This window comes from Paraburkholderia sp. NPDC080076 (assembly GCF_050281145.1).
GTDB lineage: Bacteria > Pseudomonadota > Gammaproteobacteria > Burkholderiales > Burkholderiaceae > Paraburkholderia.
Map to the genome: position 1 here is coordinate 116,520 of NZ_JBNNWQ010000015.1, position 21,265 is coordinate 137,784.

16 protein-coding genes are annotated in these 21,265 nt (G+C 59.7%); 9 read left to right on the top strand and 7 right to left on the bottom strand.

Features of this window, described 5'->3' with window-relative positions:
* Positions 1 to 31: 31 nt before the first annotated feature.
* From ACQKRQ_RS38400 to ACQKRQ_RS38415, 4 genes are all read left to right on the top strand, one after another.
* Positions 32 to 4,999, top strand: a complete 4,968-nt coding sequence (locus tag ACQKRQ_RS38400; protein ID WP_427482900.1) for a hypothetical protein — start codon at positions 32 to 34, stop codon at positions 4,997 to 4,999.
* An 8-nt stretch (positions 5,000 to 5,007) separates the two neighbouring features.
* On the top strand, positions 5,008 to 6,912 hold the full coding sequence (locus tag ACQKRQ_RS38405; protein ID WP_427482902.1) for a hypothetical protein: 1,905 nt from the start codon (positions 5,008 to 5,010) through the stop codon (positions 6,910 to 6,912).
* 140 nt (positions 6,913 to 7,052) lie between these two features.
* Positions 7,053 to 8,609, top strand: a complete 1,557-nt coding sequence (locus tag ACQKRQ_RS38410; RefSeq protein ID WP_427482904.1) for a hypothetical protein — start codon at positions 7,053 to 7,055, stop codon at positions 8,607 to 8,609.
* 3 nt (positions 8,610 to 8,612) lie between these two features.
* A complete protein-coding gene (locus ACQKRQ_RS38415) occupies positions 8,613 to 8,843 on the top strand; it encodes a hypothetical protein (protein WP_427482906.1) in 231 nt (76 codons plus the stop codon).
* A 342-nt stretch (positions 8,844 to 9,185) separates the two neighbouring features.
* Here ACQKRQ_RS38415 and ACQKRQ_RS38420 read toward each other — a convergent pair whose 3' ends face one another.
* Both ACQKRQ_RS38420 and ACQKRQ_RS38425 read right to left on the bottom strand, forming a co-directional pair.
* The gene (locus tag ACQKRQ_RS38420) at positions 9,186 to 9,461 is read right to left on the bottom strand and encodes a hypothetical protein (protein WP_427482908.1); all 276 of its coding nucleotides are present in this window, start codon (positions 9,459 to 9,461) and stop codon (positions 9,186 to 9,188) included.
* 424 nt (positions 9,462 to 9,885) lie between these two features.
* On the bottom strand, positions 9,886 to 11,559 hold the full coding sequence (locus ACQKRQ_RS38425) for a recombinase family protein (RefSeq protein ID WP_427482910.1): 1,674 nt from the start codon (positions 11,557 to 11,559) through the stop codon (positions 9,886 to 9,888).
* 214 nt (positions 11,560 to 11,773) lie between these two features.
* On the opposite strand from ACQKRQ_RS38425, the gene ACQKRQ_RS38430 reads away from it, so the two are divergent.
* Together ACQKRQ_RS38430 and ACQKRQ_RS38435 are read left to right on the top strand one after the other, a co-directional pair.
* Entirely contained in the window at positions 11,774 to 12,400 is a 627-nt protein-coding gene (locus tag ACQKRQ_RS38430) for a helix-turn-helix domain-containing protein (RefSeq protein WP_427482911.1), read from the top strand.
* Positions 12,397 to 12,999 carry a hypothetical protein gene (locus tag ACQKRQ_RS38435; protein WP_427482912.1) on the top strand — a complete coding sequence of 201 codons (603 nt, stop codon included), beginning with the start codon at positions 12,397 to 12,399 and terminating at the stop codon, positions 12,997 to 12,999. The genes ACQKRQ_RS38430 and ACQKRQ_RS38435 overlap by 4 nt, the downstream gene beginning before the upstream one ends.
* 364 nt (positions 13,000 to 13,363) lie before the next feature.
* Here ACQKRQ_RS38435 and trfA read toward each other — a convergent pair whose 3' ends face one another.
* A complete protein-coding gene (gene trfA, locus ACQKRQ_RS38440; protein WP_427482914.1) occupies positions 13,364 to 14,236 on the bottom strand; it encodes a plasmid replication initiator TrfA in 873 nt (290 codons plus the stop codon).
* Positions 14,233 to 14,481, bottom strand: a complete 249-nt coding sequence (locus tag ACQKRQ_RS38445; RefSeq protein ID WP_427482915.1) for a hypothetical protein — start codon at positions 14,479 to 14,481, stop codon at positions 14,233 to 14,235. The genes trfA and ACQKRQ_RS38445 overlap by 4 nt, the downstream gene beginning before the upstream one ends.
* 458 nt (positions 14,482 to 14,939) lie before the next feature.
* Between ACQKRQ_RS38445 and ACQKRQ_RS38450 the strand changes: the two genes are divergently transcribed.
* Together ACQKRQ_RS38450 and ACQKRQ_RS38455 are read left to right on the top strand one after the other, a co-directional pair.
* The gene (locus ACQKRQ_RS38450; RefSeq protein ID WP_427482917.1) at positions 14,940 to 16,286 is read left to right on the top strand and encodes a hypothetical protein; all 1,347 of its coding nucleotides are present in this window, start codon (positions 14,940 to 14,942) and stop codon (positions 16,284 to 16,286) included.
* 271 nt (positions 16,287 to 16,557) lie between these two features.
* A complete protein-coding gene (locus tag ACQKRQ_RS38455) occupies positions 16,558 to 17,733 on the top strand; it encodes a DNA cytosine methyltransferase (RefSeq protein WP_427482918.1) in 1,176 nt (391 codons plus the stop codon).
* A 97-nt stretch (positions 17,734 to 17,830) separates the two neighbouring features.
* Here the strand turns inward: ACQKRQ_RS38455 and ACQKRQ_RS38460 are convergent, their stop codons facing one another.
* Together ACQKRQ_RS38460 and ACQKRQ_RS38465 are read right to left on the bottom strand one after the other, a co-directional pair.
* The gene (locus ACQKRQ_RS38460; protein WP_427482920.1) at positions 17,831 to 18,457 is read right to left on the bottom strand and encodes a hypothetical protein; all 627 of its coding nucleotides are present in this window, start codon (positions 18,455 to 18,457) and stop codon (positions 17,831 to 17,833) included.
* 127 nt (positions 18,458 to 18,584) lie between these two features.
* On the bottom strand, positions 18,585 to 19,268 hold the full coding sequence (locus ACQKRQ_RS38465; protein WP_427482921.1) for a hypothetical protein: 684 nt from the start codon (positions 19,266 to 19,268) through the stop codon (positions 18,585 to 18,587).
* 368 nt (positions 19,269 to 19,636) lie between these two features.
* Here ACQKRQ_RS38465 and dcm point away from each other — a divergent pair, with 368 nt between their 5' ends.
* Entirely contained in the window at positions 19,637 to 21,025 is a 1,389-nt protein-coding gene (gene dcm / locus ACQKRQ_RS38470; protein ID WP_427482923.1) for a DNA (cytosine-5-)-methyltransferase, read from the top strand.
* A gap of 28 nt (positions 21,026 to 21,053) precedes the next feature.
* Here the strand turns inward: dcm and ACQKRQ_RS38475 are convergent, their stop codons facing one another.
* Positions 21,054 to 21,245: a hypothetical protein gene (locus ACQKRQ_RS38475; RefSeq protein ID WP_427482924.1), complete on the bottom strand. Its 192-nt coding sequence runs from the start codon at positions 21,243 to 21,245 to the stop codon at positions 21,054 to 21,056.
* Positions 21,246 to 21,265: the final 20 nt, after the last annotated feature.

Below are 21,265 nucleotides of genomic sequence, written 5' to 3' on the forward strand. Positions count from 1 at the left end.
GACTGACGGCAATTGCAATGAGGACCACGCCATGCCGCGCCTTGATTTGAATCTGAAGGACCTCGCCAAACAGCGCGAACTCCTGCACGACCTGCAGGCGCAGCAGCGAGCGCTGGACAGCAGTCTCGCCGCACAGCGGCGCGCGCTCGAAGCCGCGCAGCAATCAGGCGCCGCAGCCCGTGTCACGGCAAAGCTTAGCAAGGCGATTGACGCTGTGCGCGCCACACGTCAGTCACTCGTGGACCAGATTCGCAAGGGGAACAGCGTGCTCGATCGATTCGCCGACGACCTGATCGGCGAACGCGATCCCGCCGCGATGGCCGCGGCGCTGGACGGCGGTGTCCCGATTGCGCTGCTTCCGATGCGTCTGGAGACGCGCTATGCACCCGACCCGAACACATTGCGCATCCGCGTCTATCCCGACGATCTCAACATTGTCGAGCATACACCGGCACTTACCGACAAGGAGAAGCAGTCAGGCACAGATTACTGGCGCGCACGCTTCTCCGGCAAGCCTGACGAGACAGCCCGTATTGTTCGTGACCTTTCGTCAGGCGTGGGGCGCAATCGGTGCGCCTGGGTGCTGCGTGTGCTCACGCCGGAGAACGCCGCAAGCGAAGGCCAGCAAGGTGTCGAACCGCAATTCCCTGATGCGCCCGTCATAGATGCCAAGGCAAAGCAGACGCGCGCGCTGCTGTTGCCCGACCGCTGGTGCGCAATCGGATACGCCGCCGGGCGGCGCGAAGTGTTCCGCGTCTGGGGAAACCGGATTCCCGACGAGCTGATTCTCTCGCCGGACTGGCTCGACCAAGACGCGCCTGAGGCGCTACTCGGCGGCGAGCGCGCGTGGCTTGTGGACTTCGATGCCGCGCTCGCAAAAGGGATGGCATTGCAAGTCACCCAGGAAATGGTGACGGCCTTCATCAAACAGCGAAAGGCTGCGCCATTCAAGCTGGCGGTCGATACCCTCGAGCGCCTCGTCGTGATTGGCCTGGAGTGGACGAGGGAAGCACCGGACACGGCCGCTGGGCTGGGGGAAATGCTGGCGGCACAGGCTGACTCCGAAGGGCTGGCCTTCATGCCGCTCGACACCCCGACCAACAACACCGAAGCCGCGCCATCCGGCTACAGCCCCGCTCAGGAAAGTACGCCTCCACCTTCAGAGGAGGAACTCGCGCAACTCCCGCAGCAAAAGGACGCGCTGGAACTTCTCACCGACGCGCTCGGGCTGCCCGGGCCGGCTTTGCCCGCCCAGTCTATCGATAACGCACACCTGGCCGAGCAGCGCACCGCGATGCACATGATGAACGCATTGTGGCGCGCTACGTTCGGCCATTACCTGATGGAGTTGTGGAATCCGCCAGGCGACGAGCAGAACTTGTTGCTAAAAACGCCAACCCTCTATGCACTTCGTAGCTATGTGGTGTCCTATCTGCGCCCGGCTGGTCCGCTGCCGTTGCTGCGTGTCGGAAAGCAGCCCTATGGCGTTCTACCGGTAACCGGCAAGCGCTTCGTATCAGAGGCAACTGACGGCATACCCGCGATATCCGGCGTGAGCGACGCGCAGATCGAGCAAGGGCTGTCCAAGATCTTGCCGGTGCTGCGGCCATTGTGGGAGCTCGCATGCAACGCCGTGCCGTTGCTCACCGACGGTGACGTCGACCGCGCGAAGGACATTCTGCAAACCTCTGCGTGGTCTCAGACGGCTGCGTACCGCAACGCCGATAACGTCTGCCTGAAGCCGGTGGTTTTCGATGTCTCCGGAGTGCAGGGGCCATCGAGGCAGATGCTGGTGAATGCTTTGCTGAACGCGCTCGGTGTGGACCAGACTGGCGTTGACCTGCTGCCGATCCTCACGTGCGCCGCGTTTCCACCCGATCCCCCCTATTCGGCCGCCAGTCTCGCGGGCGTACCCTGGGTGCTCGCAGATGCGCAGCAACCGACAGTTGAAGCGCCTCCTGACAACCCGATGCCGGAAGGGCAAAACTACCTGAGCAGGATCGCGGACGCTCTGAATCAGCCGCCCGACCAGTCCGACGCACAATTGAGCGCCTACCAAGCCGGGCCCGCTCTGTTGCAGGCGCTCGCTGCCTGCTCTGTGCAGTTCGAACGCCACGATGCCGTGCAAAACTTCGCGATCGGAAGTGCCGCCGTCAGGCGGGTGGAATCGCTCACAATGTCCCACCTGATGAATGTCGAACCGCGTACCCAGAACGAGGCCGAATTTTCCGTTAATAGTCCGAAGGAGCTCGCAGCTGTTGTGATTCCCGCTGTAAGCGGACGCGCAACATTGGGCGAGCATGTCGCGAAGAGTCTTGCAACGCAACCCCTGCAGCTCGGCGAAGGGCACGCAAGTACGATGGGCGCCAAGTTCCGGGACGCAATCGGCAAATTCACTCCTCCACTGCGCAACGCCGCAGGCGTTCAGGTGAGCCTGGCGTATCTCGCCAACCGTCCCGTCGGTGAACTCAACGTCGCCCTGCGCACTACGCTGGATGCGTTTTCCTACCGGCTCGATGCGTGGTATACGGCACGCGCCAGCCGGCGTCTTCAGAAGATGCGCGCGACCCGCCCGACAGGCGTGCATGTCGGAGGCTATGCGTGGGTCGAAAATCTGAAGTGTGATCCACGCCCCGACAGCGACGGCTACCTGCTCGCCCCTTCGCTCGGGCAAGCCGCAAGTGCGGCGATTCTGCGCAGCGGCTTTCTTGCTAACCACGAGCAAGGCGCCTTCAACATCAACCTCGATTCGCGGCGCACCAATCGCGCCCTCGGGATCCTTCAGGGACTCACGCGCGATCAGCCTCTTGCTGCGCTTTACGGGTACCGCATCGAGCGTGGCTTGCGTGACGCGCTCCTCGGCAAGCTCATCTGGCCACTGCGTCTCGCCTATCCGTGGCGGCCTGCGGGCGAGAATCCGACCGATGAGCCCCAAGAGGCTGTTGGTGCGCGCAACGTCGTTGATGGCGTCGCGCTGTTGGCCGCCTGGCAGGCATCGCCCGCAGATGTGAAGAGCCGGGTACAAGGCGTCGAGACCAACGGCATTCATCCGTTCGTTGGTTTGCAGCCGAAGGAGCAGGCAGCGTTCGAAGCCGTGCTTGCCGATGCAACAGACCTCGCCGACGCTGTGAGCGACCTGCTGATGGCCGAAGGCATGCACCAGATCGTCCAGGGCAACTTCGAGCGGGCGAGCGCGGCGATGGCGGTCGCCGACAAGCAGGCATTACCGATTGAACCCAGGTTTGCGTGGACCCCGCGCGGCGGCGCGAGCTACACCCAGCGCTTTGCCCTGCTGTGCCCGCCCGACGCTGGTCACGCCTGGCCAGACGACAGACGCGCACGGGCCGAACCGTCGCTCAACGCCTGGCTCGCGTTTATGCTGGGCGAGCCAAAGCGCTATGTGTTCTCCGCGCAGGTTCATCGGGGCGAGTCGGAAGAAGGCCACCCAGCTATCGACGCGAACCGCGTTAACATCACGCTCGCCGAGCTCGGCTATTCGCCGCTGTCGGCCATGCTCGAGAGCACCATAGCCACGCACGACATGACGACAGGGCCGGCCGATACAGGCTTGCGCGGTCAGGTCGTGAAAAAGCTGATAGATAAGCTCGACGACCGCGCCAACGTCACTGGCCTCGACATCATGTCAGATGGCGACGGCACAAGCCTCGGCCTCGCACACTTCGAGGCATTCGCGACCGTGTTACGCGCGCTCGTCGATCGTGCGCGTCCTGCCACACGTAAAGACTTCGTCGTGCCAAACGACGAAATTGAAAAAACGCTGCCTGCACAAGGCGAATATCCTGGCGTGGATCTCGGCGAACTCCGTGCCCGCGCGGGCACCCTGATTGACGATTTTGAGGCATTCGGCACCTCGCTCGCGGACGCCGAAACGGCAGACGAACTGCGCGCGGCGCTGGAAGCGCACGCAGAGTTTCTTCCACCCGCCGCATGGCCGCCGCAGGTGCTCGCAGTCTTTGCGCCCAACGCGGATGGCGCGGCGCTCAACGACGACATGGGCAAGGCACGATCGGCGCTAGCCGCGCAGCTTGGAGCCAAGCTCAAAACGCTGAAGCAGCCGCCCCCATTGCTCGCCGACCATACCGAGCTCACGCACGCCCAGCGTGTGCAGCAGGCCATCGACCAGATCAAGCTGCTGCTTGGCCATGATTTCCCCGTTCTGCCCCGCTTTGCGCTCGGCCCTTATGCTGACGGCTTCAGCGCTGCGCTCGGTGATCAGAGCGCGCTCACAGCGAACGACCCTTGGCGCGTGACCGGCTGGATGACGACGCTGGCGCGCGTGCGCGAGGGGCTCGACCGCTACTCCGCAGCACTCACCGCACACGAGACGCTCGTCGAACTCAGCGCTGCAGACGACTTCCGGGTAGTGCAATTTCCTCACGTAGCAGGCGAGATCTGGGCGGCGTTACCGGAAGCGTGGCAAGAGCCGGAGGGGGTTGCCTTCGATCCGAATCAGGTGCCCGAGGAGTTGCGTGCTTACATCGAGCAACAGGGCGAAACGCCCTACAAGGACATCAACCGGGTGGTTCCGAAACTCGCGCTCGCCTTGCACACGCCAGGCGGGCTCAAGCCATCAGACACCTCAACGACTCTTGCTGGACTCGTGTGCGACGACTGGCCAGAATTCATTCCCGATCGATATCAGACGGCAGCCATCGCCTTCCACTACGACGCGCCCGGCGCACGCCCACCGCAGAGCATTCTTCTTGCGGTGCCCCCGCAGCCCAATCAGGAAAACTGGGATTTCGATGATGTTCTCGATGCGCTCCACGAGGCCTTCGATCTCGCACGCCTGCGCGCGGTTCGCCCGCGCGACCTCGGGAGTGGCTTGGGCCTGCTGCTTCCTGGCAACTACCTTCCGCACGACTACACCGGCGATCTTCCAGGCGTGCGCGCGCTCGAGCTCGCGCGCGAGGCGATGGCAAACATCAGGCTCGTAGCTGGCCATCCGGATGCGGTTGTTCCGCTGGGCAAAGTATAGGCACTGTCATGAAGATTGAATTTTCCAGAGTTCTTGCATCGAGTACGCAAGTCGACCTCGTAAAGAAACGCCCCATCTATCTGGGCTATACGCGCCTTGAAACCCAGCCCACCACGGTGGGCATGAGAAAGGGTCTGCAGGCACCGTTGGCCGATCCTCTGTGGCTACTTGCTCGCCAGTGGCAATTCAACGAGTTTCAGGGTGAAGACGCGGGGTCACCGGTCAAACTCGCGTTCTCCGTCGACGGTAGCAAGATCGACCGCTTCCACGCCGGCCGCGACATACGGCAGCCGTGGCAGCAGCTGGACAGAGTTCCCGTCGAGACTCGGGTCGAAGCAGAGCCGGTATGGGGTCGTCACGCACGTCTTGCGGGCGAGGCGGGACTTCAGCTTTTGCGCATGGCATCAAGTACGTCGATCCGTGCCGCGCTGCTTGCAGCCTACGCGACCACGATCGCCTCGCCTGCAGACCCCGGGTCCGACCGTGCGGGCCTCCTCTGGTCGACAGTGATGACAGGACGCACCGTGGACGCAAGTAGGCTTCGCGCAGACCTGCTTCCGTTATTGACTGACGACGGACTCTCGGGTCTGCCTGCAGGCCTCAAGGTCACGGCAACTGAAAAGGACGCGGCCCTGGCCTTGCTTGAGCGGTGGCTTACCTGGCTTGACGGTGCAGTCTACGAGGGCAACCCGGAGAATCCTGCATGGCAGTCAAATCGCATGGAATACGCTTTCGCGCTATCCGATGGTGAGGTTGAACTCCGGGCAGACGAATACACCGATGGCCATGTGGACTGGGAGGAATTTGTGGGCATGCCGCTATCCCAAGAAGGGCATGCCGCCACTCGCTGCGAGTTTGCGGTCGCGCAGCGTCATCCGTCACCCGTGCGCTACGCCGGCATGCCAGCCGAGCGTTACTGGGAGTTCGAGGATGGGCAGGTGAATTTCGCCCGCGCGGAAGCCGGCGTCACCGATCTGCTGCGCATGGCAGTCACCGAGTTGGCGCTTACCTTCGGCAACGACTGGTTCATTGCCCCATTGCGACTCCCCGTCGGGGGGTTGTACCACGTCACGCTTTTCCAGATCACCGATACCTTCGGCGTCCTGGCTGAGTCCCGTCCATTCGCTCCACTCGGCGGAGTGCCCTGGACGCTCTTTGAACTCACGCCTGACGCATCGCTGCGCGAGCAGCTTGGACACACGCTCTTTCTGCCTGACAGCCTCGATGGCGTGCAGGAAGGCGCTGTGCTCGAACACACCCTGCTCGCGCGAGACGAAATGGCCAATCTGGCGTGGGCGATCGAGAAAACGGTTCAGGGTGTGTCCGGCGAGCCGCTGGATCGCGATCTCGAAGCAAAGTCGCTCGCCTTCCAGCAAAAGATCCATTTCGACGCCTCGCCCGACAGCCCACAGCTGGTCTATCGACTTGCTACGCCGGTACCGTCCAACTGGACGCCGTTGCTGCCGGTGCGCAATCCCGCGCTTGATATCGCCGATCCATTAGAGATTCGTCTTGCGCGCGCGGGAATGAAGCGCTTCTATCCGGGACACACCGTCGCAGCGCCCGACATCGACGATGCCGCGTACACGGCGTTTCTCGATATCCTCGATGCACAGCCCGAGTTCATCGAGAGTCTGAACATTGACCCGACGTTACGAGCCTACGTGTTCTGGCCGCGCGGCTGGCTGCTGCGCCGCAATCCCACGGAGCCGATGGCAGCTGACGATCAGCTGATCATCGAGGAGGAGGAAGTACTGAGCATCGGTGCAAGCCTCAAGCGCAAGTTCCAGTACGCGCGTTCAAGCGATGGCCGAATCTGGATGTGGATTGGCCGCAGCAAGCTCGCGGGCCGTGGCGAGGCAGAAAGCCAGTTGCAGTTCGATTGCGCGGCGAAAACCACAACGCTGCGCTGAGCCACCGCCTCATCCGGTACGAACTGGAGAAGAATTACGTTGACAGGCGATTGTTGGATGACTGCACAGCGCGGTCGTTCCCGGCACGCGACAATGGGATTTCCGCGTTGCCAACAATCCGCCCCCACGCGGGAGGAGACATGGTTGCCACCGTAGATAAAGTCATCGTCACCAATCTTGGAGCGCTCAGGAAAAAATACGGCGCAAAAGGACTCGATACCTTGAAAAAGGCGATCGACGGATTGATATTGGCCGACAGGAAAAGAGGACTGGCGACCGTTCTCGTGCCTCTCGACGATCGCCGTGCAATGGCGGCGCTATCCGCAACCCGGGTGAAGAAGGCAAGCGATCCCGTCCAGAACAAGCAGGCAATCGATGAAGTCTATCGGGCCATGAAACCGGACTATATCGTACTGCTGGGATCAGTTGATGTGGTGCCTCATCAGGACGTCAAGAACCCAATACATGATCCTGATGGTGAAGATCCCGATCAATTCGCGTATGGGGACCTACCGTACGCCTGTGAGTCACCACATAGCCAGGATATCAAGAACTTCGTCGGTCCGTCGCGCGTGATCGGAAGGATTCCAGACATCACGGCGGGAAGAGATCCCCGTTATCTGGCAAGCCTTCTTATGGTGGCGGCCGGATACAAACAGGTATCCGCACAGACGCTTCAGGACAGTTTCTGCGTAACAGCAGAAATATGGAGCCGGTCTACCGCGCAATCCATTACGAATACCTTCGGCGCGTCGCGCAATCTTCAAAGCGTTCCTCCGAAAAATTACAGATGGCCGGTTACTCGGATGAACAAGCCGATACACTTCTTCAATTGCCATGGTGCGCCAGGAAGTTCCCAGTTCTATGGTCAACCTAAAAGCGGTAAGCAGGTCTTTCCACCTGCTCTCGACGCGGCATTTATCAATGGGCATATAAAGGAAGGGACGATCGCTGCCGCCGAGTGCTGCTACGGTGCAGAGTTGTATCCGCCATCTGCCACTCAAAAGCAGACCGGCATCTGCAACGTCTACCTCGAGAACAAAGCGTACGGCTTCTTTGGCAGCACAACAATCGCCTATGGCCCGGAGACAGGGAATGGCCAAGCAGACCTGATCTGTCAATATTTCCTGCAAAGCGTCATGCGTGGAGCGTCGCTAGGACGCGCGGCGCTGGAGGCACGGCAAAATTTCGTGCGCAGCTCCTCACCTGTTGACCCGTCAGATCTAAAGACGCTCGCGCAGTTTAATCTCCTCGGTGATCCTTCGCTTACCCCCGTAGCAACACCTAAAGCGTACTCAAGCATCACGAAAGATACCCACGCATTGGCCGAACGATCCGAAAGAAAGGACCGTCGCGCGGTGTTATACAGGAGCGGCCATGAGATATCAGCGAGCGAGCCAGTACCACTACGATCTGTGAAAAAAACACCAAAGGCGATCGTCCAGCAACTCGAGGCCAGTGCCCGCGCAGACGGACATGCGCCAGCCAAATCTTTGTCGTTCGTGATACGGCATCAAAGCGCATCAAAAGCCGTGCGCACGACAGCACGCACGAAATCCGCGTCCGCCGGGTATCACATACTATTTGCGAGGCCCGTGCCAGGGCCGCGAGAAGCAGGCGTCGTAGATATTACGGCGTTTATAGGCAAAGAGGTCAGTGGAGAACTAGTCTCCATCTGGAAGATTCGGAGTCGATGAACGATGCAGCAATTTGCAGGAAAAGTGATCAAGCGGCGCCTGGCGAGCGGCTCCAAAAGCGAACGTGACGCGATTCAACTCGAAACCGACAAGGGCTCATACGTACTCAGAAGGGAGGGTTGTAATCCACTATTCGATCCAGAACTTGATAACCTTGTCGGAAAGTTCATCAAGTGCACAGGTGAGCTCTCTGGCTACACACTGACCATCTCTGCCTGGAGTGAACGACCTTGAGGAGCAACGCGCCCGGGCGAACTGATCGATGCGACGGCGGGCGCATCGAGACGAACGGCTGCCCGGCGCGCACTGGCTGCAGATGACGGGAAAAGGCGGCAAGATTGCACGGATAGCGCTGCCGCGGTAACTGGCCGGACGCGGCCCGCCCCTTGCTGCGGCATGCGGACGTGTCGACGACTTCGAACTACCTACACAGCGACGACGTCAATCCGGCGCTGGCCGCCCCTCCGAAAACACACGACAAGTGCAACAATATTGAGAGCGTGCAAAACTTGGGGAGGTCGATTCGTCAGGACTCGCTACTCACGGTGTGTTTGCACGGTCTGCGCTGTCCGTTGGTCAGAGCACCTCCCCTTCTGGAATCTCAAGCTTGACGTGCGCAATACTCGCCTCCAGCCGCTCGCCTATCCCATACTCACGGAACCAGCTCTCATCGAGGATTACGAGAAACGGCATTCCCACTGCATGGTTGTCCGGCGAGGGCGAAGATTGCAGTACTTGCATCAGCGGCAACACAGCCAGAACTTTTGGCGGCTTGATGCGCAAACGGTCACCGCGAAATGAAACCGCAATACGCCGCGTCTTCGACAGCTCCGTCTGCGGCTTTTCAAGCACGGCGGCATAACGTGACCGGAAGCCAACCGTGTAGCGCAGGTAGTCCGCGTGTGTATGCTGGTCTCGCCCGTCCCTTCCGTCGCGCAGGGCCCCGCAGTAGAACAACCCGAACGACGACGCCTACCCCCGGTCTGTTTCCGGTGGCATTGCCACCGGGCGATTGCTGCGATAACCCGCGCCATCAACGCAATTAGACACGATGGCGCTGCATGTCGAACTGTTTTCTCCCCTTTTACGAAGCCCCACAAAACGCGGGAATGAAGGAACCGTTGAAGACGCGGTGTTAGCAGGAAGACCGAGCCCAAACTGATGCCCATGCCCCCTGATGAGGATATCGGGTGGCGTCAGGGCCATCCGTCGGTAGCGCGTCGCCGACAAAAGTAGACTTGCCGAAAAGAAGCGGGGCGTGAAAAGCCCCGCACAATCAATCGTTTTCCTCTCCTCTGCGACCCTCCACGAACACCCGCCAGGGTGCTGGCCGCGTCGGACCGGTCTCGACCCGGACGACATACTTGACTTCGTCCTCAACTACCGGCGTCGTCCCGGAGAGGTTCGCGACGACTGCCCCTTCGCAGGTCGTAACGGTCCATACCGACACGAACTTCTGGGGACGGTCACTAAGAACAATTTTTGGGAATACCCTGGAGAGAATCGCCCTCACCTGTTCAATCACCGGGTCTGGTCCAAATAACGCAGGAATGATGTCGAGCGGGTCCACAACCAACTGGCGCTCCAGATTTCCGACATCAAGTGAGGCAGCATAGACCCGGAGTCCTTCCAGTTCCTCTGCCAACCTCTTCTTCTCGTCCCGCTGCTCGCGATACGCCCGCTCAAGGAAATCATCTCCGTCCGCCTCCAGTCTTCGCATGCGCTGCGCCAGACTCTCAAGCTGCCTGTCAGCGCGTGCCACCTCCAGTTTCAACTCAGTAATGCGAGCCTCGTGACCTCCATCCAGTCGTGCTTTCAGACGATTGCGGAATTCCCTGATCCGCTCATCGTCAAACATGCATCGCAGAAGATGTTTCAGCGCATGTTCGAGTGCCCTCACCGAAACATAGTCCACCCGCTCCGGAGCACTTTCAACAGCAACCCGACGTCTCTGTGCACATGCTGCGCAGTAAAGTTGCGGCGCAGAACCTCCCCCCGCGATGCTCATCCTCCCCAGACAGACGCCGCAGGTCACCAGTCCGGTGAAAGGCCGTCGCCCACCGCCCCGAAATGGCTGTGAAGACGAGCTCTCGTTGCAGACGTACCAGACGTGGTCGTCCACGAGCCGCAACTCCGGACGGGCATACTCAATCTCCTTAACGTCCTGCTTCTCCTTTTTTGCCTTTGCCTTCGTAAAGCTGCTGCCTCCATATACGAAAACGCCGCGATAAATGGTGTTGGCAAGAATCTGCTTTACCGTCGCCGGCCGCCAGTACCCCGCGCCGCCATCTTTCGACGGACGGGGGCAGGCAACGCTTTCACGGTTCAGGTGTTCTGCGATGGCATTGAGCGAGCTACCCTTGTACCGCATGGCGAACATCTGCCTCACCCGGTCTGCCGCCGGCTCGTCAATTTCCCAGACTGTTCCTCCTTCGTTTTCGCGCTCCCCGTGCCTGACTGCCCGATATCCGTATGCCGCTTTCGCAATCATGAATCCGCGTATCAATTGCCCCTGCATGCCGCGCTTGACTCGGTGGCTGGTCTCACGCACAAAATGGGCCGCGATCAGCCCCGAGATTCCAAACTGCAACTGCCACCCAGGTATCGAACTGTCGGTGCCGTCGCAACTGACGACACGCACCCGAGTCCGTTCGATACGCTGCTCGAGATGAGCAAACTCTAGCGTCGAGCGTGCGAGCCGTGATATCTCATCGACCACGATGGCCTCGAACTCCCCGGCCTCCCACGCACTGATAAATCGCGCGTAAGCAACGCGCTTCGCCAAGCCTTTCTGTTGTCCGGTCACCGCCGCATCGACAAAAACGTGCTCGTCGCTGACGGTCAATCCTAACTGCGCCGCTGTTTGTCGCGCCCTTCTAACCTGGTCGTCGATTGACGTCGACCGGCTTTCATCGTCCGAATATCTTGCATAGATTCCTGCTCGCCGCATACGTCTCCCTTTTGCTGGTAGGTTGCTGCGGCGAGTTCGACCAACAGGTCGAGTAGTTCTGAAACTGGTCCTGGTATTGCCATATAAGTGTCCTCGCTATGCCTCAGCAAAACGTATAGCGAATGCGTGAGCGGGACTGATCCGAACAGTTGCTATACGTAGTGAGCGACCCGCTCACGGCCGGACCCGGCCGAAACGTTCGAGGACAACAAGAATGGAAATGACACACGAAGAAGGGCGTACCGGGCGCAGTGCGCGCCGGAAAAAACTGGCACTCGACACCGAGCAGTTGCAAAGGCCTGGTTCAAGACTGCTTGCGGCGTTGTTCCAGCAAGCGAACTATCGGGACCATTCACTGGCTGCACTGGCAAATGAACTTGGATGTACACCAGGCTATCTCTCGCAGTTGAGAAACGACACACGATGCGCGACCAACGTATCGCAGAAGTTTGTCGATGCCGCTGCCCGGTACCTCGGGGTCCTGCCCGTCATCGTCAAAATCTTGGCAGAGCAGGTCCGGGCGGAGGATTTCGTCATGCCGTCCAGTTCTCTCGAGAGCCGGCTTGACCAGGTGATGCAGTTCATCCGGGATGACGGGGCTTTCGGCGCCTCAGTGCCGGGCGATATCCTCTCCGCCAGTCGTGAGATGAAAATCTTCGTTATCGAGTGTTATCGCGAGGCAACAGGTCTTGACCTGACACCAGGCATTTCGCTTACCCGCCGGCTCCGCGACACGATGGAAGCCGCGCTAGTTTTCGACAACGAAGTCAAGCCACACCAACGAGCCGCCCAGCAGCCCTCGGCAACGGGAATCGCTCCCACAGTACTGGAGGTTCAATGAACTCGGCCCTGCTCAGGGAGCATGGACTGCACCCGGGCTACATCATTCCTTCGGCTCACTGGTCCTCAATCGAGCGTATATGCGGGGAAGAACCGTCTGAAAGAAGCGCGCTCCTAGTCGAGGTTCCTGAGGAAATGCAGCGCGCATTCGAGGCCACCCACGCATTAGGACAGTCAAGACTGAGTACGCTGCGTTCCGGCGGTGGAATGTTTCTTCTGGCTGTCACCCTGCAGATTGAAACCTGCCAGACCAGAGTGGTGTTGAACCTGTCGGAACCGCACGTAAGGCAATACCTTCAGGAAGCGACCGCGAGTGGCGAATTGCTGGTGGGATTACATACGCGGGATGACAACTGGGTACACTCGACCCTGCTCGCTATCGAACCCGACGCATGCAGCCGGCTACTGGAAACGTCTGCCGGAGCTGTCATGTTCTCCACTGAGGATGCCTGGAACGAAAAGGCGTCGGCCTGCTCCAGGTTATTGCAGGACACGAAGTTTTTCGTGTTCGACGACAAGCCCGCGAGCTGCGTAAGCGTGGTTTTTGTCAAGGACACTTCGCAGTTTCTGAAGCCTGGCGATTTCGAGGACACTCTGTGATTCACGGCGCGAGCGATGCTCGCGCCTTTTCTTTTTACAGAGCCTACAGATGGCCGATCCCGGAGAGGACTGACGGTTACACATCCCGCGTCCGTCGCGCGAGATCGTGGACCGCGCACATGGTCTTCGCGCAATTGCCCCACCCGGGGCAGACAGTCAGCCGTCCTCCCTGATGGCCACTTAAGGCGCAGCCTTGGCCAACGAAAGGGCGGAACTTCAGAAAAACTTTTCCTCTGGGGAAGTCTCCGCCTGGTTAATGGTTAAAAGGTCATAGGTTACGTATAACTTTTCGCGTCCGAACGTCCGTCAGGCGGGCTTCCGTTCGTCTTACCGGTGGGCTGATCGCGCGATTCGGGTGGGACAATTACGCGATTCCGGTGGGGCAATTGCGCGGTTCGGGTGGGGCGATTGCGCGGCGACAACTGACCGTTCCGTCTTCAATCGAGAATGACTCCAGGAACTTCACGTCGACGAGCTGTTGCAGCGCAAGGGTAGCTTTGCGTCGGAACTCCTTGCGTGCTGTCACGTCGCCGCACAGGCTCTGCAATCTGTCTAACGGGAATGCAATGGGTTCGCGATGCGACGCGTAAAACCCCAGCAGCCAGGACGCGAGATATGAACGTCGGGTCAGTTGGTCCTCGTACATGCTCAGTATGCGGGTGTAATGCTGGTCACTGAACAGTTCCGCAATCTCCCGGTCAAAATGCACCCGGATTTCCTTCGAGCCCCGCACGAACTCCACACGAGCAATCAGGGATACAGCCGCCCCTTGGCGTGCAATGCGCGGAACGAACATGAGTAGACATGTCGCCTTGAGCCGTGTGAGCGTATCGATGAGTTTTTCATAGGCCGCGTTGGATGTGCCCCACCCGATATCCTTACAGAATCGCCGTGGCCTGAAGGTCGCGGTACCTGGTATATCTCCTTCCAAGTAGAGGGCATGCATGAACACCCTCCGGTCGTCCTGGCGCAACTCTTCACCCGAGTATTCGATATACCCGTTCCGCGCAGCCTGAACTGGTAGCCGGTGCCGGGAAAACCACCGGCGTGGCGACACCGGATCGGCGACGCGAAACAGCGCACAGCGCACAAGTTCGTTTGGAATAACTGACGCGTTTTCTGGATGGTATGGCACAAGCGGGTACGGTAGCTGCCAGAGCTGCGGTACTGGTGCTGCCGGCTTTCCACTGTCGCGGTCACGTTCGGCGACCAGCGCGTCAAGGAGAAGGTCGCTCATTGCCCCTCCCCACCAGCGACAACATCGTCGAGCGGCAGCATCGCGAGTTCGAGGCCGCGTTCAAGTGCGCGACCCAGAAAGTCGAATCCCTCGAACCCCGAGAATTTTCTGGCCTTCGACGGGTCCAGCGTCCAGGGCGAGCCGTCCGGACCTGGCTCGGCCAGCAGGTAACGCACCGGCTGTGTCGCATCGGCCTCGACGATTGCGTAAATCTTCCTGCGTCCTGCGTTGCGGTAGCCCCTCATCGGCCACCTCCGCTCGCCATGCTGGAGTCGCTCGCACGGACAGGCGCACGCGGCACGCGCGCTGGTACATGTTCGCGTCTCGCGCAGGAAAGTGGTACGCCGGCAAGCGGGTTAGCTATTTGCATCTGCTGCTCCTTGGGTTGGAATAACAGATACAGCTACACGGTTTATCGGGCCTAAGGGGATCGAGCCAGAGGGGCGCCATCCGACATCAGGCGTGCCGTTCTGCCATGGCCCCTCGCAGTATTCCACACGGCTAAAACGAAGGGCTACAGGTTGGTGGTACGCCGCGCATTCGCGGCACAACCTGGAGACCAAATGAACGAATCTAAAAACCCTTCCGGCACGCCCGCCGCCCCGTTACATCGCTCGATAACCGAACCCACGCAGGCTAGGGCCGCCGTGCAGGTTACCCGAACGCACCGCCGGATTTCGAATGCCGAACAGGGAGACACCTTATGCAGATAAATGAATTGCACCCATCAGTCGCAACCAGGATCCTGGCCGACGACGACCTCGACGCCGACCTGGTGGCGTGTTTTCGGGAATGGACGCCCGTGGTTGCCAGGTACAGCTCGTACAACGTCGAGGCCGCCGCGCTGCTGCGGAACTCACCGTCTGATGGCGAGCGATGCGTGGTCATCATCTTGCCCGGCTTGCGCTCCGTGGATTTCCCGCCTGGTGCTGCGGAACCCCAGGCCGCAGTGGTCAACCCGCCGCCGCCCTATGAACGGATGGCCTGTCTGCTACTAAGGGACGGCGCGATTGCGCTTCCATGCCACGGTTACGATCACTTCGATGCAAGTAGCCGGGGGCGTCTGCAGGTAGTCTATATGTTCGACGATGCATCGATTCTCGAGATAGTTCCGTATCCGGAATCGCTTGAGGAGGACCTGTCGGTTTGCTGCATGTGCGCCCAGTCCCCCAACCATCCCACGTTTGCGGAGATGGTACTGGAACGCGAGGCTGATACGGTGCCGCCCCTCGAGTCCGAGGAAAGGCAGGTTACAGTTCTGGTGACACGTCGAATCTCGCCAGGCAATGCTCTCCCGGGCCCAGATATGACATCAATCCAGGCTCCCGGCCGCCAAATTGGGCGGGATGACTCGTCACCGCTTCTCGACTCAGTCCGGCGACTGTTTGACCACCATCGCGATGTTGGCGTTATCGTTGACCGCGATGCCCTGCCCACACATCTGCGTCTCGCATCGTCTGGACGGTATGTGCTGGTAGTGGATGGCTCGGGACACGATCTGCGCCCCTTCGGACAGCAGTTCGACGTACGGGACTGGTTCAGGGAGACTCGCCTGTTCCGGACCTCCAGTCGTGGAACCAGCCAGCGCGATTTTCTTTCACTGGAAAACGGCACAGTACTGCTTGACTGGGGACGGTTAATACAATTCGTGTACAAGCTGCGCGAGACACTTCCCATCCTGTATCTGCAGGCGGAGCGCGACCTCCTCGTGAAATATCCCGTCCCACTCCTTGAACTGAAAAGGCAACTGGATACCATCCCGCCGGACCCGAACTGGTACGAGTCCGAGATGGCCCGGCTGGACCAGCTCCACCAACTCCGGGAAGAAGTGAGTGGCCTGACGCTGCGGGAAGCAGGAAAAGTCGTCCCCATTCTCAACCTGAGGTTCGTTGACCTGGGCCACACGGCGAGTGCGTTCACGCTGGCGCAACTGGATATCCGGGCACCGGCCCCGTTCCATGGTATCGAGGAGTCGTGCTCCGAAAACATGCTGGACGTTTCGCTACGTGAACCGTTCGCGCAGTTGCCGCCGTCGAAAGTGTGTTCATAAATCTGACGTCGGCGACCATCGGCGTAACCGGCGCCAGCCCCCGGTCGAATGCCACCGGCAAAGCCGGTGGCTTGAGACGGCGAGCGCCCCAACGGCGCCGATAAAACCGTGAGCCGCCTATGGCAGCCTATTCCATAACCAGCTTCGCATTGCTAATCGGTCAGGAACCTGATCTGGTCATCTTTCCGCCACAGACCGGCTAACGAAAAAATCCGCTGGCCGGATAAAACAGGGGCCTACACGAGACTCACCCACTCTGGAGTCCGTGAAAATGACCCACTCGCAATACACCGCCAACGCCCTTCAATCGTCGCTGTCCAACATCGACGACGATGCCGGAGCGTCCACCCGTTCACTCGAATGCGTTGAGCTCTTTGCCGGATGCGGCTCGATGGCCCTGGGCCTGCAACAGGCAGGCATCATTCACCCGGTGATGGTCGACATCGACACATACGCATGCCGGACGCTATCCGCAAACCGGACCGCGTTCGGCAAATCGGACCGTCTGTTAATTACGCAGGTCGATGTGCGTCACGTCGACTGGCACGCGTACGCCGGCATCGACCTCATCGCGGGCGGCCCTCCCTCCCAGTCGTTTTCCGGTGGTGGCCTGGGCGCCGGTCAGCATGACGAGCGGGACCTGTGGCCGGAGGCTGTTCGCGCCGTGTCGGAGGCGCTGCCGCGAGCGTTTCTTTTCGAGAGCACACCGGGCCTGCTGCGCCCCGCGTTCGGCCATTACCTTAACGGCCTGGTCACACGCTTGGAGCGACCGTGTAGCGACGGAGAGGATGCGCGGTACGCCGTCACCGTCGTGCCGCTGAACGCGGCAGACTACGGCGTCTCCCAGAACCTCCGGCGCGTACTCATCGCCGGCGTACGGCAAGATTGCGGCAGCCTACTGGAATTTCCGGCCGCAACGCACAGTCACGAACGACTGGTGTGGGACAGGTGGGTTTCCGGCGAGTACTGGAAACGGCATGGCTTACTGCGACCTGATGCCTCGCTGGTACCCAAAGAGGAGAGGTCTATCCTCAAGCGGCTCCTCACGGGAAAGACTTACCCTGGCGAAGCGGCCTGGCGCACCTGCCGCGACGCCTTGGCTGGCAACGGGACGGCGGCACTGACTGACCACCTTGAGGATTCCGCAGGTCGCCGGACCGCGCGTCAGTATCCGGGTCATACGGGCAGCCAACTGGATTTGCCATCGAAGGCCCTCAAAGCTGGCGTCCACGGCGTTCCCGGCGGCGAGAACATGTTCGTTGATGACAATGGCGCTTGCTGGCAATTCACCGTGCGGGACGCTGCGCGACTACAAGGCCTACCGGACAATTTCGTCGTGGAAGGTTCGTGGTCGCAGGGAATGCGCCAACTCGGTAACGCATTGCCTGTGCCCATCGCCAAGGTGGCGGGACGCTGGCTCACCGATTGCCTCCATCACACACGCTAGAAAATGAAGATGGTCCGCGCAGGCGGACCATCTTAATCAACGTTGCTGGACGCACTGCGCGCCCCGTGCCGCAAGCGCAGGTGCAACTGCCCTGGAGTTAGTGGAGCGTCCCTTCGTCACGGAAACTCGTCTCAACGCGCTCGAGCATATGTGTCGGCAGCATTACCGACACGCTCAGGTCCCTGACGGGTGGTTGCCCGAGCAGCGCCGGCACCGTGGCAATAGCGCACACTTTGGTGATAATGCCCGACACACCCAGGATGACCTCCTCGCGGTCAACGTCGGAGACGGACTGAACCAGCTTCTCGACCGGTGCAATCATCTCCCACGGGAGGTGTGCGGCAGAAACGGCCGCCGTCTCCTCTCCCGCGTCGCCCATCGCCACCTGCATGGGCGCCATGCGCAAAGAGGCGAGGAACTCAGGAACCGGTGGTTCGAACAGCGGAAGCAGAAACCGGTGCTGGAACATGCCCAGCTGCTGGGTGAACACCACGTAGTTGCCGGCCTTATCGCCCGTAAAAGCAGCCACGTTAAGGTCCCGCGCAGCTGACTCTTTGAGCATGGCGGCAAACATGGGCGCGGAAACGTCTCCGCACAAAAACCATCCTTCCAGCCCCGCACCCTTCCGCTGCCGCCCAGCCATAGCTTCCGTAACGTCCTTCGGCCGCATCACGCGCGCGGGTGTCAGCAGCGCATCACCACATCTTGTCGGTTTCTCAATCATTGTTCGTGTCCTATGTAGACGCGCCGGAATGGCGCATTACGTATAGGCACCGCAATAACAGAATCCGATTCGCACGCGCGCAACCGTCAACGACGGACGACCCACGCGCGCAAGCTTCCGACCGAGGTCAGTGCAAGGTGCGGATCGCGCGCTCCGCATCACCGTATGAGGCAGACACTTCCGTTTTGCGTGCATGGAAGAAAGTTATCCCCGACTTGCTCGAAGGGTATGCAATCTCGTAGCCCAGTTGCTTCAGCGCGCGGTCAACCCTGCGCGTATGGAGCACGCATGAATTCCTGTGAGCCGCCGGCGGTGCGTATGGATGGTCGTAACCGTCGAGCATTCCCTGCTTGCAGACCTCAATCGCCTGCGTCACGAACATATCTGTCGCGGGCTGATTGTTCAGGCGCCGGAGCTGGTTGACGGGACCACCGAGCTTTTCCAGAAGCGGAATGACGAACGTGTGTGTGTCCTCGCGACTCAGCGCCACCGGCACGGCCCCCTGGCGGTTCCAGGTGTCAATCGCCTGCCACACCTCGGGCTCCGTTGGGTCCGCCAGCCAGTTCAGCAACGCATCCTCAATGCAGAGCGCAAACAGAAGCATCGGCATCTGCGGACCGCCAATGACGAACGCATCGAACACCGCGCGACGGGCATTCGCATATTGGCTTGGGTCGAATTCGACCATCTGTTCAAGGACGGGTCCCTTGAGTCGCGGGCTGGTCCCGCTATATTCGCTCGCGGAGGCGATAAGACCCAACCGGATAGAAGAGTCCTGAGCCGGTTGATAAATATTTGCGCCGTTTTCCATATTAAAAAATCTCCTTTTTGATTAACCCCATACTGGGGACAAAAAGAAGATTAATGCTGAATATCGTATAAATCAACGTATAAATTGAATATCTCAACTTCTTTTTTATACGTTTAAATGTTTATCCGAATTTAAAAATAACATCAACCCAGATAACCACGCATCGGCACTCCTCCCGGCGGCCCCGTGCCGCAATCACGAATACCTCACGGACACCTGACCTGAACCTCATGGACGTATCGCATCTCCATTAATCCAAAGCACGGCGACGACATCTCTAATCTAAATAATTAAATCTCAAGAAAATCCTCAAAACCGGATAAAACGCGTTTCTCCACTTGTTTCCTGCAACCACCAATGGAAACAAAATGGAGCAACAAAACAGCACCCTCAACGTCATCGAACTTTTCGCGGGCGTAGGCGGATTCCGTCTCGGCCTCGAATCCGTCGCCGGACAGCCTTTCCGCGTCACCCTCAGTAACCAGTTCGAACCGTCAAAGAAGATTCAGCACGCCAGTCTTATCTACCAGGCACACTGGCCGCACGGCGTACATCTGAACCAGGACATCAACGAGGTGTTGGCCACACCTGCCGGTCAACAGGCGATACGCGACGCTGTACCTGATGTGGTTGTAGCCGGCTTTCCTTGCCAGGACTACTCGGTCGCCAAGCCAATATCGCAATCAAAAGGCATCGAGGGAAAGAAAGGCGTCTTGTGGTGGTCGATAGTGGAGCTCTTGCAGCAGCGCATTACGGACCGCGCGCCGGTTAAATACGTTGTCCTCGAAAACGTAGACCGCTTGCTGTCGTCTCCAGCATCGGCTAAAGGCAGAGACTTCGCTATCGTACTGTCTACGTTAAATCGGTTGGGATACGCCGTTGAGTGGCGCGTGATCAACGCCGCCGACTATGGATTTCCTCAGAAACGAAAGCGCGCATTCATCGTTGCGTATCACGAAAGGACGGGGCTTTATAGCGGCAATGTCGTGAATCAGTATATGGTTCCCGATGGCTGGGTCTCAGGAAGCATTCTGGGACAAGCTTTTCCTGCAACACCTCGAGACCGTGCAGAAGCAGAAAGAGAGTGCTTCAATATACCGATAGATCCGTTCATGGCGCAGTCAACGTTTCGGCCGTTACCGAATGGCAAATCACCATTCGCAAATGCGGGCTTCATGTTCGACGGCCGTGTCTACAGCGCTCCTGTGGATGCCTGCATATGCGGCGACTACAGGCCCTTCACCGGCACGGCCCACGCCCTGACGCTTGGAGATATCGTCAACCGGACGACAGATGTACACGACAGGTTCTATATCGGCAGCGACGCCGAACAAGCCTGGCAAGTGGCCAAGGGCGCGAAGTGCCTTCCCCGACTGAAAGACGGATTCAGATACAACTACACGGAAGGAGCGATGGCCTTTCCTGACCCGCTCAGCAAACCAGCGCGCACTATCATTACGTCGGAAGGCGGAATGTCAGCGTCCCGGACCCGACATGCTATCCGTACCCCGGATGGACGACTGCGTCGATTGGTTCCTGAAGAACTCGAAGAGCTAAATGGATTTCCTCGTGGATTCACCCAGCATCCCAAGGTCTCGGACTCAAAACGAGCGTTCCTGATGGGCAACGCACTGGTCACCGGCCTAGTCACGCGCATCGCTACGGCACTTCACGATGCCCACCAACAGGAGATGCGGTCGTCGCTGCATCGCATGGAATTCCACGACTATCATGCGTTCATTGGCGAATACAGCTAGGAGACCAGATTCCGGCGGTCGACCGTTTCTACAGGATACGAAGATGCCGGATACGCCCGACGTTCGGCGACCGCTCCCGAATCAGGTTCGCGAAGTACTCCGGCAGCAGAGCACGCGGGATCGACGCAGGCACGTCAACCACCATCTGCGATGGAACGTGAACAATGTACTCGTCAGGTGCGGATTTGAGGCTGTGTTCGTAACTGACGCGGTATTCCACGGATCGCCTTGTATGCGGGT